Below are 13,287 nucleotides of genomic sequence, written 5' to 3'. Positions count from 1 at the left end.
ATGTGAGGGGTGTCGTCGTCCTGTTTCGTTTCACAGAGGAGCGTGACGGGCGCCTCCCGGTGCGGGTGGCTGCACAAGGTCAGCTGGTGTGCAGGGTGTTGAAGTCGACCTGACCGGTCTTCTCCAGGACCGTGATGTGGTCCAGCACGACGTCGTTGGCGCGGTCCGCCAGAGCACGCACCATCGTGTTCTTGGTCTGGTCACGCACCAGGGCAATCAGCCCGAAGACCTTGCCGTGGGCCCGGCGCAGCAACTCGGCCAGCGTTGCGTCGAACTCCTTGCCCTGGGCGGCCTTGAGCTGCCCGAGCCAGCCCTGCTGGGCGACGTTGGGCTCCGTGGGCAGGTCGATGCCCAGTGCCCGCCCGGCCTCGTTCGACCGCCGGTCCAACTCGGTGTGTCCTGCCACGAGATGGTTGCCAGCCGTGCGGACGGCGACGGTCGTCCCGCGCTGCTGCGCCATCCGGCCCGAGGGCAGCTCCCACAGCCCGGCCAGCTTGACCTTGCGTACGAAGTCCCGGTCCATCGCGGTGAGCGGACCGTAGCGGGTGCTGACCGTGCCCCCGCCGTCGTCGTCGTACGTGAGCGTGGTGGTCGCCGCGGCTGCGGTCTCGCCGAAGAGCTGGACGGGCAGCAGCAGTGCCGCCAGTGTCGCCACGAGCGCGGCTACCACCAGTCCGGTGGCGATGGTCCGCCCGGATGTCGCGGAGTTGCTGAGGATCCGCACAGGGCCTCCCGGTTCGTCTTACTGGAACGCCACCGGACGCTAAATGCCGCGCGGGCCCCGCGGTCGCGGGTCCTCACCCCTGGACAAATAACGGCCGGGCCCGCCGCGGCACTGCTACGGTGCCGCGTGCGGGCCCGACCGGGTGAACGGGTGACGTGCGCCGGATACCGTATGCCCGGTTCGGGCCCGCACCAGCGCTCCGCCCTGCCCGCTCAGCGTGCGTACAGGCTCGCCGCCGTCCACCGGCGGCGCTCCCGCCGCGACTCGGGCTCCTCGCTGCGGCCCTGGGCGTACAGCGCCTCGATCTCCGCCGCGTACGCCCCGACGATGGCCGCCCGCCGCAGCTTCAGCGACGGCGTCACCAGCCCGGACTCCTGGCTGAACTCGCCGGGCAGCACCCGGAAGGCGCGGATCGACTCGGCCCGCGACACCGAGGCGTTCGCCCGCGCCACCGCCCGCCGCACCTCCGCCTGCAACTGCTCCTCCGGCGACGGTGCCGTACTGTCCGGGCTCGGCTCGTCCCGCAGCTTGCGCCAGTGCGTCAGCGCATCCGGGTCCAGGGTGATCAGCGCGGTCACATAGGGCCGGTTGTCGCCGACGACCACACACTGCGAGATCAGCGGATGGGCGGACAACCGCTGCTCCAGCCCCTGCGGCGCCACGCTCTTGCCGTTGCTGGTGATGATGATGTCCTTCTTGCGGCCGGTGATGACGAGATAGCCCTGCTCGTCCAGGTGCCCGAGGTCACCGGTCGGCAGCCAGCCGTCGTACAGCCCGCCGCCCGGGCTGCCGCCCTCGTCGAGGTAGCCGGCGAACACCACCGCACCGCGCACCCACACCTCGCCGTCCAGCGCCAGATGCACCGCACTGCCCGGCAGCGGCAGGCCCACTGTCCCGAACCGCACCCTGCCGGGCGGCTGTACGGTGATCGCGCCGCTGGTCTCGGTCAGGCCGTAGCCGTCGTAGACGGTGATCCCCATACCGGCGAAGAGCAGCCCCAACTCCCGCAGCAGCGGCGAGCCACCGGAGACGGCCGTCCGCACCCGGCCGCCCAGCATCTCGCGGATGCGCGAGTACACCAGCCGGTCGTAGAGCGCATGGCGGGCGCGCAGGAACGGGTCGGGGCCGCGCCCGGTGCCCGCTTCCTGCTCCGCGAGCGCCTCCGCGTAGCGCACCGCCACCGTCATCGCCGCGTCGAACGTCCGCTGCCGGCCCGCCTGTTCCGCGGCCTGCCGGGCGCGGGTGCAGATCTTCTCGAAGACGTACGGCACCGCGAACAGGAACGTCGGACGGAACGAGGCCAGGGCCGGCAGCAGTTCGCTCGACGACACATCGGGCTGATGGGCCAGCTTGACCCCGCCGCGCAGACACGCCACCTGCACCATCAGCCCGTAGACATGCGCGAACGGCAGAAAGGCCAGCAGCGACGGACGCTCGCCGGGCGCGGCCAGCAGCCCGCCCCAGCCCGCGTACAGGGTGTCGCACTCGGCGGCCAGATTGGCATGGGTGATCACACAGCCGCGCGGGCGGCCGGTGGTCCCCGAGGTGTAGACGATCGCCGCGATGTCCTCCGGGTCGACCGCATGCCGCAGCCGGTGGACATCCGCCTCGGGCAGCCGGGTGCCCTCCTCCCGCAGCCGCTGCACACAGTCCAGGTCCAGCTGCCACAGCCGGCGCAGCGCCCGTTCGTCACAGGCCTCGGCCACGGTCATGGCCTGGGCCTCGTTCTCCACGATGATCGCGGTGACCTTCGCCCCGGTGAGGATGGCGCGCAGCTGCTCGGCCGACGCGGTCGGATAGACCGGCACCAGCTGCCCGCCGATCGCCCACAGCGCATAGCTGAACAGCGTCCACTCGTAGCGGGTCCGGGCCATCAGGGCGACCCGGGTCCCGGGCCGCATCCCGTCCGCCAGCAGCCCCCTGGCCAGCGCCAGGACCTCGTCCCGGAATTCCGCCGCGGACACCTCCTGCCAGCCGCCGCCGGCTCGGGGATCGCGACGGGCGAGCTGCGCGAAGTCCGGCTGGTGGGCGGCGGTGTCGAAGACGGAGTCGGCCAGACCGCCGGTCCGCAGTGGAGCCGCCAGGGCCGGAACGCTGATATCGCGCACAGCACCTCCTTGGTGTTCCCCCTTGATTCCCCCTGGTCCTGCCGACGTCCCGACGGCAGGCAGGGCAAGTTACCGGCAGGTGTCCCGGCTGCCCAGATCTATGGCTACTCTTGAGCGGAAGACGACAAGTCTTGAGCACCGGACAACCTGAGGAGGACGCCGGGATGTACCGCATCATCGATGCTTGGCGCCTGTACACCTCAGCCCTGTTCTTCCTCCTGGCCGGTCTCCTGCTCTCGCAGACCGGCCTCACCACGGCCCTGACCGCCGCCGCGACCACCGCGGCGATGCTGCTGCTGTGCAGCGCCTTCCTGGTCGCGGCCGCCGCCCGGCCGCTGCCCCCGGGCCGGATCCGTACCGCCATCCGTGACCGCGAGCGGCGTACGGCCTTCCTGCCGCAGCGCGATCCCGACGCGGCCGGCCGCCCGCGTCCCCGAGCACCGGGCCGTCCCCTCCCGACGGCCGCGTAGGCGCACACTCCGGTCACCGCACCGCACTCCGCGTCCGCGCGGCTCGTCACGCCGATTCCGCACTCCGGCACGACGAGACCCGTGGAGGGCTCACCCATGTCCATGTTCGGCTTCCTCGGCGACGCGCTGGCGCACGGCGCCGACGCGCTCACCCCGCTCTTCGGCACCGCGGCCATGGCCGCCGCCATCGTCCTGTGCACCCTGGGCGTCCGCGCCGCACTGCACCCGCTCGCCCGGGCCGCGGCCCGCGGCGAGAAGGCCCGCTCGGCACTCGCCCCGGAGCTGGCCGCACTCCAGCGCAAGCACAAGGGCGACCCCGAGCGGCTGCAGAAGGAGACCTCCGCCCTGTACGCGGAGACCGGCTCCACCCCGCTGGCCGGCTGTCTGCCCACGCTGCTCCAACTGCCCGTCTTCTTCGTGATGTACCACCTGTTCTCCACCGGCGGGGGCGGCCTGCTGGACCACACCCTGCTGGGCGCGCCGCTCGGCGGCCACTGGAGCCAGGCACTCGCCGACGGCGGTGTCCTCGGCCCGCAGGGCCTGGTCTACCTCGCGCTGTTCGCCCTGATCGCGGCGGTCGCCACCTGGAACTTCCGACGGGCCCGCGCCACGATGGCGAAGGCTCCCGCCCCGGCCGCGGCCGGCAGCGGGACGAACGCCGCACTGCCCGGCATGGCCTCCATGGCCAAGGTGATGCCGCTGCTGTCCTTCGGCATGCTGATCACGGTCGCCGTGGTGCCGCTGGCCGCCGGGCTCTACACGGTCACGACGACGATCTGGACGGCGTGCGAGCGGGCGCTGCTGCATCGCGACCGTGGGGACGGTGACGCGGCGGCGCGGCAGTCGGATGCCGCGGCGACTCCCGGGACGGAGCGGACGGCCGCGGCCGAGGCGAACTCCGCCACCCCGGACGCGCGCACCCCGGCCCGCCGCCCGGTACCGCAGCGCGCGCCGAAGAGCCGCGCGGGCCGGCAGCGGGCGGCTCGGGCCCGGGCCAACTCCCGGGCCGGCGCCCGCCCTGCGGCCGACACCACGCCGCGCGGTGTCGGGACCGGCGAGGCCACCGCCCCGACTGCGGGCTAGGGCCTGTCCGATGGGTCAGGGTCGGAAAGGCCCTAGCCGTCGTCCACTCCATGAACGGGGTCTTGCGTCCCGGACCCCGTTCTTGGACGATCGTCCGAATCGCTCGATGGCCGTCCCCCATCGGCCGGCCCGGAAGAGCCCTTCCCGGCCGACCTATGACCACGGGAGTGGGGAACCGATGAAGCTGCTGCGTGTCGGCACGGTGGGGGCGGAACGCCCGGCGCTGCTCGACGGGTCCGGGGTCCTGCGGGACCTGTCGGGCCTGGTCCCGGACATCGACGGAACGCTGCTCGCGGACGAGCGGAAGCTCGCGGCCCTGCGCGCCGCCGCCGCGTCCGGTGAGCTGCCGCGGCTCGATGCGGACGGACTGCGCACCGGTCCGCCGCTGGCCCGGATCGGCAAGATCGTCTGCATCGGCCTGAACTACCACGATCACGCCCGGGAGACCGGGGCCACGCCCCCCGAGGAGCCGATCCTCTTCATGAAGGCCCCGGACACGGTCGTCGGTCCCGACGACACCGTGCTGGTGCCGCGGGGCAGCACGAAGACCGACTGGGAGGTGGAGCTGGCGGTCGTCATCGGCCGCACGGCCCGCTATCTGGAGACCGACGAGCAGGCGCTGGCGGCTGTCGCCGGCTATGCCGTGGCGCACGACGTCTCCGAGCGCGCGTTCCAGATCGAGCGCGGCGGCCAGTGGGACAAGGGCAAGAACTGTGAGACGTTCAACCCGCTGGGCCCGTGGCTGGTGACCGCCGATGAGGTGCCCGACCCGCAGGACCTCGGCCTGCGGCTATGGGTCAACGGCGAGTTGAAGCAGAACGGAACGACCGCCGAGCAGATCTTCCCGGTGGCCGAAGTGGTCCGCTACGTCAGCCGTTTCATGACCCTCTACCCGGGCGACGTCCTCAACACCGGCACCCCGTCCGGCGTCGCCATGGGCCACCCGGACCCCAAGCCGTATTTGCGGGCCGGCGATGTCGTGGAGCTGGAGATCGATGGGTTGGGGCGGCAACGAACCGCGCTTCGCGCGGGGTAACTTCCCACGTTTTTGTCTTTCCCGCCGTTGCGCTTTGCGGCGCCCCCGGACGTTGTCGGCTGGCCCGCCGTGGTGGCTTGTCGCCGTTGCGCCTGCGGCGGGCTGGTTGCCGCTGCGCTGGCTGTTCGGCTGCGGGACCGGCCCTCCGGACTCCGTCCTGCGGTCCGCCCCCTCCCGTAGTGGGTGGAGGAAGACCGGTGGGGGCGGACCTCATCCCTCGACTAGACGCAAACGAGGGCCGGGGCCCGCCCCCACCGGCCTCTTCCCACCCACTACGGGAGGGGCCGAGCCGCAGGACGAAGTCCGGAGGAGCGGCACCGCACCCGACAACCCACGCCCGCCGCCAGGCGCAACGGCGAAAAACCACCACGGCGGGCCAGCCGACAACGTGCGGCGGCGCCGCAAAGCGCAACGGCGAGAAGAACCACGGCGGGACAGCCGACAACGCGGGGCGGCGCCGCAAAGCGCAACGGCGAACAACACCCACGGCGGGAAAGACAAAAACGTGCGCCGCGCCGCAAAGCGCAGCGGCTCAGCGGACCGGTCAGGGGGCGATCCGCACCGTACCGCCCTCCGCCGCGGAGCGTTTGGCGGCCTCCAGGACGCGCAACGCGGCCGCGGCCTCCCTGGCCGTCACCGGCGGCCTGCCGCCTTCGCGGAGGGCCCGCTCGATCGCGGCGTAGTACGCGGGGTAGTCGCCCGGCAGCGTCGGCACCGGCTCGCCGCCGCCCATGCGCGGGGACGCCCCGGCCCCGAGCCGGCCCCAGCCGGACCTCGGCTCCACGCCCCACTCCACGCCCTCGTCGCCGGGGCGCCGGCCCTCGCGCAGCGCGGCTTCCTGCGGATCCAGGCCGTGCTTGGTGTAGCCGGCGCGGCTCCCCAACACCCGGAAGCGCGGGCCCAGCAGGGCGGCGGTGGCGCTCACCCACAGATGGGAGCGGACGCCGCCGGCGTGGGTGAGGGCGATGAAGGTGTCGTCGTCGGCCTCCGCGCCCGGGCGGCGGACATCGGACTCGGCGTAGACCGAGACGACCGGGCCGAACAGGGTCAGCGCCTGGTCGGCGAGGTGGCTGCCGAGGTCGTAGAGCAGTCCGCCGATCTCCGCCGGATCGCCGGACTCCCGCCAGCCGCCCTTGGGCTGCGGACGCCAGCGCTCGAAGCGGGACTCGAAGCGCTGGACGTCACCGAGCGCGCCGTCCTCGATCAGCTTGCGGACGGTGCGGAAGTCGTTGTCCCAGCGGCGGTTCTGGAAGACGGACAGCAGCAGTCCGCGGTGCTCGGCGAGCGCGGCGAGCTTCTCGGCCTCGGCGGCGGTGGCGGCCAGCGGCTTGTCGACGACCACCGGCAGGCCGGCCTCCAGCGCGGCGGTGGCGAGCGGCACATGGGTCTTGTTCGGCGTCGCGATCACGATCAGATCGAGGTCGTCGGCGCGTGCGAGCACCGCCTCCGCCGTGTCGGCCGTACGGACCTGTGGATGCTCGGCACGGGCCTGCGCCTGCCGCTCGGGGCTGGCGGTCGAGACGAGGTCGAGCCGCAGGCCCTCGGTCGCCGCGATCAGCGGCGCATGGAAGACCGAGCCCGCCAGGCCGTAGCCGAGCAGGCCGACACGGAGCGGGCGGTCGTGAGCCGAGGCGCCACCACTCTTCTCAGCCATCGCGCTCTCCTCGCCCCTCTCGCTCATCTCACTCATGCCGTCCACTTAAGCAACGCTGTTGCCAAAGCGCAAGCGATGCGGACAATGGACGGGTGAGCAGCAACGATCTCTCCTTCGCCGGATTCTCCGGCAGCCCGGGCGCCAATCTCCCCGCACTGCGCGGCCACAACACCGCCCTGGTGCTGGGGCTGCTGCGGGCGGCCGGCGAGGAGGGCGTCAGCCGGCGGGAGCTCGCCGCACACACCGGCCTGACCCCGCAGGCCGTCAGCAAGATCACCGCCCGGCTGCGGGCCGAGGGCCTGGCCGCCGAGGCGGGCCGCCGCGCCTCCACGGGCGGCAAGCCCGCCACCGTCCTGCGGCTGGTCCCCGGCGCCCGGCACGCCGTCGGCCTGCACCTGGACCGCGACGAACTCACCGCCGTGCTCACCGATCTGGCGGGCGAGGCCGTCGCCGTACGCCGCACCCCGCTGGCCTTCGAGGCGGGCGCCGAGCAGGTGCTCGCCACCGCCGCCCGGGAGGTCACGGCGCTGCGCGCGCGGGCCGGCGGGTCCCCGGTGCTCGGCGTCGGGGCGGCCTGCCCCGGGCCGCTGGACCACACCACCGGCGTGCTGCACCGGGTCACCGGCGCCCCCCGGTGGGACGGCTTCCCCCTGCGCGACGCGCTCGCCGCACGCCTCGGCCTGCCCGTCGTCCTCGACAAGGACACCAACGCGGCGGCCCTCGGCCTGGCCCAGGACCTGCCGCAGGCCGTCGGCTCCTTCGGCTACCTCCACCTGGGCACCGGCCTCGGCGCCGGACTCGTCCTGGGCGGCAGCCTCTACCGCGGCCCCCGCACCGGCGCCGGCGAATTCGGCCACCAGACGGTGCAGTGGGACGGGCCGCGCTGCGGCTGCGGCCGGCGCGGCTGCATCGAGGCGCTGTGCCTGGCGGCGGTGGCCCGCGGCGACCTGCCGGCCGCGGCCCGCGTACTGGGCGTGGGCGCCGCCAACCTCGTCGAACTCCTCGACATCGACCGGGTGTTGCTCGGCGGCCGCACCGTACTGGACCACCCCGCCCCGTTCCTCGACGGCGTGACCGAGGCACTGACCGACCTGGCCCGCACCCGCGGCGCGACCGGGGCCGGGGGAGCGGTACCGGTGGCCCTCGCCCGGGGCGGCGCGCGGGCGGTCGCGGACGGCGCGGCCGAGTTGGTCCTGGCGCCGCTGTTCGGGGCGCGGGGGCCGGGCCTCGGGGGCGGGCCCGGCGCTTCCTGAGACCGCGTCAGCACCGGCCCGACGGCTCGGGGTGCCCTGCCATGTCGTCTTCCGGTTCGTCTTCCGGCAGGGGAATCCGCCTGCCCCGGCTCTCGGCGACGCGTAACGCGTCCCGCAGCGCCTCGGCCAACCTGTAGACGCAGAACCGCAGTTCATCGGCCGATACCCGGTGCGCGCGGAGGAGTTCCTCGATGTGGTCGAGCAGCTCCGCCCCGGTGTCGAGCTGAAGCTCTTCCAGCCGGTCGGCGAGCCGCGAAACCGGGCCCCCGCAGGAGTCCGCCGATACGTAGCAGCGCTGTCCGTCCGGTCCTGACCAGGGGAGGAGTCGCAGGAGGTCGCTCATGAGGCGACCGCCGCGTGGGCGGAGAGTGGTGCCCGTAACCGGGCGATGGCGCGGGCGATACGGTGAGGCATGTCGACGCTCCTTGGGCAGCGTTGGCCACGCCCCGGGACCGTTGCAGCGGCCGCCGGGGCTCTTTCTTGCGCACAAGATTAGCGCAGTGCGCCATAGCACGCTAGGTGCGGAATATCTTTCCTGACGTGGTGTGGTCTGCTTAGCGTGGTCAAGTGATCGAATTTGCTCCCGACCGACCCCGATGGCGTCAGGTTGCCGATGTGATGCGCGAACGCATTGCGGACGGCACCTATCCGCCCGGAACGCGCATCCCCTCGGTGCTTCAGCTCCAGAGTGAGTTCGGCATCGCCGGAGCCACCGGTCAGAAGGTGCATCGGGCGCTGCGCGAGGAGGGCTCGATCTACACCGAGCCCGGCCTGGGCTCCTTCGTCTCCAAGAAGCGCCCGGAAGTGCCCGCCGAGGACACCGAAGGGTCCTAGGGGGTGTCCGCAAAGTCCCGCCTGGCTCGCGGCGTCTGGCATGCACGCTCGCTGCGTTGCAAGTACTACGCGGCCAAGGTCGAAATCGCAGCGCTGCTGGAGGAGTTGGGCGAGGGCGAGGTGCTGCCCGCCGAACGCGAGCTGGCGCAGCGCTTCGAGGTATCCCGCGAGACGCTGCGCCAGGCGCTGCGGGCGAGATCTTCCAGCCGGACTGGAGCGACATCGACAAGAACCTGGCGTCGTACGTCGACGCGTGGCGGACGGCGACGGGGAGCTGACCCGTTAGCGATGCGGCCGGTGCCTCCGCGACAGCGGCCCCGACCCCTGCCGAAGATCAGCAGTCTTCGCCGGGTCGGGGCCGCGGTCGGCTGACTTAGGGTGGGGGAGTCGGCCGTACGTACGACCCGGGGAGCACCCTCGTGGTCCACGGCGCGTGCGGGAGGCGGTCGGCGCCCCTGGTCATCACGCACGGCAGGAGTCCGGCAGTGGCAGAGCGCAAGCCGATCGAGTCATGGCTCACCGACATGGATGGCGTCCTGATGCACGAGGGCATTCCGGTCCCCGGGGCGGACGCCTTCATCAAGCGGCTGCGCGAATCGGGCAAGCCCTTTCTCGTGCTGACCAACAACTCCATTTACACCCCGCGTGATCTCCACGCCCGGCTGAGCCGCATCGGGCTGGACGTGCCGTGGGAGTGCATCTGGACCTCCGCGCTGGCCACCGCCCAGTTCCTGGACGAGCAGCGGCCCGGCGGCACCGCGTACGTCATCGGCGAGGCGGGTCTGACCACCGCCCTGCACGACATCGGATACGTCCTGACCGACCATTCCCCTTCTTATGTCGTGCTCGGCGAAACGCGCACGTACAGCTTTGAGGCGCTGACCAAGGCGATCCGGCTGATCAACGAGGGCGCCCGGTTCATCGCGACCAACCCCGACGAGACCGGCCCCTCGCCGCAGGGCCCGCTCCCCGCCACCGGATCGGTCGCCGCCCTGATCACCAAGGCCACGGGCGTCGAGCCGTACTTCGTCGGCAAGCCCAACCCGCTGATGATGCGGCACGCCCTCAACGTCATCGGCGCCCACTCCGAGACCTCCGCGATGATCGGCGACCGGATGGACACCGATGTCCTGGCCGGACTGGAAGCGGGCATGGAAACCTTCCTGGTCCTGACGGGGCTGACCCGTCCCGAGGAGATCGAGCGGCACCCGTTCCGCCCGTCCCGCGTGGTGGACTCGATCGCGGACCTGATCGACCTGGTCTGATCGCCGGCGCTGTGGCCAGGGCCTGCCGGTGCCCCCGGCCCCACCCGAACGGCGCAGCTACGGACCGCACCGGATGCGGGCGGGCTCGCTCGGGCGGACCTTCGGAGGTATCGGAGGTTCACCATGCGCTCACGGCAACTTGCTCTCTGTGCCGCGGTCGCGGCGTGCGCGGTGACGACGGCGCCCGCCTACGGCGTGGGCGCACGCGGCGCCGGTACCGGCCGGGCCCTTGTCGCAGCGGCCCCGCACGCCACGTACACCCCGTACGTCTCGTCCGCCTCGGGGAGCACGGTCAGTCGGCAGGTCACCGACTGTCACGCCGCACGGGACGCCGCCTGCTCGGCTGTCTTGGCCGCCGCGGCCCCGCCCGTACGGCCCGCCGAGCCCCTGACCGCCGATGAGGCTTCCCTCGCCGGCTCCCGGCCGGCCGCCGACGCCGGCCCGCGCCGCGAGCTGAGCAGCACCTCGGCCGTCGGCCTGGTGCTGGCCGGCGGCGCCGTCCTCGTCATCGCGGGACAGCTGCTCCGCCTCCGGCTGCGGTTGCGGCGAACGCGACGGAGCGACGCCGATGAGCGCTGACGAGGAAGGCGGGACCCCGTCCGGCGGGCGCGCTGCGGATGTGGTCGACAGACCCGAGCGGGCCGCGACCTGCGCCACCGGCTTGTACGGACCCCCGGGGACGCTTCAACCCCTGAAGCTGCCCGTCGCAGGCCCGGGAATCGGTACGGGAGTCGGCGTCGCAGCCCCTCCGGGCACCAGGACCGCTGCGGGGGCCGAAAGGCCCGCAGCGGCACGTACCGCTACGGCAACGTCTGGGGCAACGGCTACAACTACGGCGTCGAGCACGAGCACGGGTACAGCGACCCACACAGCTACAGCTACAGCGACCCACACAGTCAGGGGAAATGCCTCCTCCCACCGTCCGGGCCAGCTTGTCGCGGGTGTGGCCTGGGCGGTGTTGTTGCTGGGGCTGTGGTTGTGGGGGCGTGATCTGGCGGACGGGGTGGCCGCGCAGCTGGCCACGACGGGTGATGTGGCCGCGGTCGGCCGTCCGTTGGGGCGTCAGGGGCCCGCGCATGCGCATGCCCCGGTACCGGCCTCCGCGGCCGCGGATCCCGTGGGGCTCACCATCGAAGCGCTCGGTGTACGGGCGGCCGGTATCGCCGCACACGACCTCGACGAGAACGGCCTCCTCACCCCGCCCCCACCCGCCTCTCCGGATGTCGTCGGCTGGTACGCCGGAGGGCCGCAACCGGGCGAGACGGGTGCGGCGCTGCTCGTGGGCCGGGCCGGTGCCGACCGCGGCTCCGGTGCCGGACGGATCGTCTTCCGGAGTCTGACCGGGCTCAAGCCGGGGCAGCGGGTGGACGTCCGGCGTGCCGACGGCAGCACCGCGCGCTTCACCGTCGAGGACGTCCGGCTCTACGACCGCGAGCGCTTCGACCCGCACAGGGCCTACGCCCCTCACGACCGGGGCCGCTCCGAACTGCGGCTGATCGTCGATGACGGCCGCCACGGCGGTGCCTTGGCACGGCGCGACGGTGGTCTGGCGAAGGTGGTCGTGGTCTCGGCGTATCTGACGTCCTTCCAGGCAGGGAACGCGGGAGAGGATCGGAAACCATGACGGGCGCGCTTCGTCAAGTGCCTTAGCGAGGACGGTGCAGGGCCCGTCCACAGGGCGACCCGGCCGGGGGGCCGTGTGCCACGATGGGGGCGGCCGGTGATCTCCAGCCGGTCGTGTTCCGTGCTCCGAGGGGGAGTGGATGGACGGCAATCTGCGGCGGACGGCCGGGGGCGGGTCGCCGACGGGCCGGTCCGGTGCCGGCCGGCGGCGTCTCGCGCATCCCGGTGCGGCAGCGGCGGGAGCGGCGGCTCTGCTGCTGCTCGCCGGCTGTTCCTCGTCCGACGGCGGCAAGGACGACGGTCTGCCGGCCGCACCGGGCCAACGCCCCAAGTCCGTCACGCCGTTCTGGGTCAACCCGGACACCAAGGCGGCCCGTCAGATGTCCGCGTACCGCAAGGACGGCAAAGCCGCCGACGCCCGCCTGGTCAACAAGATCGCGGCGCAGCCGGTTGCCGAATGGATAGGGGTCGACGACCCGCAGGGGGAGGCCGGCGGCTTCACCGAGGCGGCCGCCAAGGCCGGCCGTGAGGCGCTGCTGGTCCTCTACAACATCCCGCACCGCGACTGCGGCAGCTATTCCCAGGGCGGCGCCGCCGACGGCAATGCCTACCGGGCGTGGCTGGACGGTGTGCTCAAGGGCATCGGCGACCGTCCCACCACCGTCATCCTGGAGCCCGACGCGCTGCCGCACCTCGCGGACAAGTGCACCCCGCAGAAGTTCCAGGAGGAGCGGTACGCCCTGCTGACGGAGGCGGTCGGCAAGCTCAAGGCGCTGCCGCACACCAAGGTCTATCTGGACGCCGGCAATCCGCACTGGATCAAGGACCCGGGCCAGATGGTCGACCCCCTCAAGCGGGCCGGTATCGACCGGGCCGACGGCTTTGCGCTGAACATCTCCAACTACCAGACCACCGCGGAGAACACGAAGTACGGCAAGCAGCTGTCCGCCATGGTCGGCGGCAAGCGCTTCGTCATCGACACCAGCCGCAACGGCAACGGCCCGGCGCCCGGTGGCGATGACCCGGAGAACTGGTGCAACCCGCCGGGGCGTGCCCTGGGCACTCCACCGACGACCAAGACCGCCGATCCTTTGGTGGCCGATTACCTGTGGATCAAGCGCCCGGGCGAGTCGGACGGCACCTGCAAGGGCGGCCCGAAGGCGGGCGCTTGGTGGCCCGCGTACGCCTTGGGGCTGGCGCGCGGCACGAAGTAGCGGACGGGCCAGCGGTCCTGGGC

The 13,287-nt window shown here is 72.7% G+C and carries 13 protein-coding genes and 1 pseudogene; 10 read left to right on the top strand and 4 right to left on the bottom strand.

Annotated elements, in window-relative coordinates; all coding sequences use genetic code 11:
* Positions 1 to 79: 79 nt before the first annotated feature.
* Complete coding sequence (locus BKA18_RS13470) at positions 80 to 724, bottom strand: DUF4142 domain-containing protein (RefSeq protein WP_366043361.1); 645 nt, start codon at positions 722 to 724, stop codon at positions 80 to 82.
* A 212-nt stretch (positions 725 to 936) separates the two neighbouring features.
* On the bottom strand, positions 937 to 2,832 hold the full coding sequence (locus tag BKA18_RS13465; protein ID WP_366043360.1) for an AMP-dependent synthetase/ligase: 1,896 nt from the start codon (positions 2,830 to 2,832) through the stop codon (positions 937 to 939).
* A gap of 164 nt (positions 2,833 to 2,996) precedes the next feature.
* Here BKA18_RS13465 and BKA18_RS13460 point away from each other — a divergent pair, with 164 nt between their 5' ends.
* The 3 genes from BKA18_RS13460 (at position 2,997) to BKA18_RS13450 (ending at position 5,421) form a co-directional block, all read left to right on the top strand.
* Positions 2,997 to 3,302, top strand: a complete 306-nt coding sequence (locus BKA18_RS13460) for a DUF6412 domain-containing protein (protein WP_366043359.1) — start codon at positions 2,997 to 2,999, stop codon at positions 3,300 to 3,302.
* 96 nt (positions 3,303 to 3,398) lie between these two features.
* Entirely contained in the window at positions 3,399 to 4,385 is a 987-nt protein-coding gene (locus BKA18_RS13455) for a YidC/Oxa1 family membrane protein insertase (protein WP_366043358.1), read from the top strand.
* 178 nt (positions 4,386 to 4,563) lie between these two features.
* Positions 4,564 to 5,421: a fumarylacetoacetate hydrolase family protein gene (locus BKA18_RS13450; protein ID WP_366043357.1), complete on the top strand. Its 858-nt coding sequence runs from the start codon at positions 4,564 to 4,566 to the stop codon at positions 5,419 to 5,421.
* 544 nt (positions 5,422 to 5,965) lie between these two features.
* Here the strand turns inward: BKA18_RS13450 and BKA18_RS13445 are convergent.
* Complete coding sequence (locus BKA18_RS13445) at positions 5,966 to 7,075, bottom strand: Gfo/Idh/MocA family oxidoreductase (protein ID WP_366043356.1); 1,110 nt, start codon at positions 7,073 to 7,075, stop codon at positions 5,966 to 5,968.
* Between the two features lie 92 nt (positions 7,076 to 7,167).
* Here BKA18_RS13445 and BKA18_RS13440 point away from each other — a divergent pair, with 92 nt between their 5' ends.
* Entirely contained in the window at positions 7,168 to 8,328 is a 1,161-nt protein-coding gene (locus tag BKA18_RS13440) for an ROK family transcriptional regulator (protein WP_366043355.1), read from the top strand.
* Positions 8,329 to 8,335: 7 nt separating this feature from the next.
* Here BKA18_RS13440 and BKA18_RS13435 read toward each other — a convergent pair whose 3' ends face one another.
* Positions 8,336 to 8,671, bottom strand: a complete 336-nt coding sequence (locus tag BKA18_RS13435; protein ID WP_366043354.1) for a hypothetical protein — start codon at positions 8,669 to 8,671, stop codon at positions 8,336 to 8,338.
* 224 nt (positions 8,672 to 8,895) lie between these two features.
* Here BKA18_RS13435 and BKA18_RS13430 point away from each other — a divergent pair, with 224 nt between their 5' ends.
* From BKA18_RS13430 to BKA18_RS13405, 6 genes and pseudogenes are all read left to right on the top strand, one after another.
* Positions 8,896 to 9,162: a GntR family transcriptional regulator gene (locus BKA18_RS13430; protein WP_366043353.1), complete on the top strand. Its 267-nt coding sequence runs from the start codon at positions 8,896 to 8,898 to the stop codon at positions 9,160 to 9,162.
* 60 nt (positions 9,163 to 9,222) lie between these two features.
* Positions 9,223 to 9,354 (top strand): annotated as a pseudogene (locus BKA18_RS13425) (GntR family transcriptional regulator); the annotation flags it as partial.
* A 293-nt stretch (positions 9,355 to 9,647) separates the two neighbouring features.
* On the top strand, positions 9,648 to 10,427 hold the full coding sequence (locus BKA18_RS13420) for an HAD-IIA family hydrolase (protein ID WP_366043352.1): 780 nt from the start codon (positions 9,648 to 9,650) through the stop codon (positions 10,425 to 10,427).
* A 123-nt stretch (positions 10,428 to 10,550) separates the two neighbouring features.
* Entirely contained in the window at positions 10,551 to 11,006 is a 456-nt protein-coding gene (locus tag BKA18_RS13415; RefSeq protein ID WP_366043351.1) for a hypothetical protein, read from the top strand.
* Positions 11,007 to 11,370: 364 nt separating this feature from the next.
* Positions 11,371 to 12,051, top strand: coding sequence for a sortase domain-containing protein (locus BKA18_RS13410; protein ID WP_366043350.1), 681 nt, complete (start codon positions 11,371 to 11,373; stop codon positions 12,049 to 12,051).
* Between the two features lie 139 nt (positions 12,052 to 12,190).
* A complete protein-coding gene (locus tag BKA18_RS13405; RefSeq protein WP_366043349.1) occupies positions 12,191 to 13,264 on the top strand; it encodes a glycoside hydrolase family 6 protein in 1,074 nt (357 codons plus the stop codon).
* The last annotated feature ends 23 nt before the right edge of the window (positions 13,265 to 13,287 follow it).

It is taken from the genome of Streptomyces auratus, from assembly GCF_050433025.1.
Lineage (GTDB): Bacteria > Actinomycetota > Actinomycetes > Streptomycetales > Streptomycetaceae > Streptomyces > Streptomyces sioyaensis.
The sequence above is the reverse complement of the archived record's forward strand: the minus strand, read 5'-3'. Positions and strand labels throughout refer to the sequence as shown.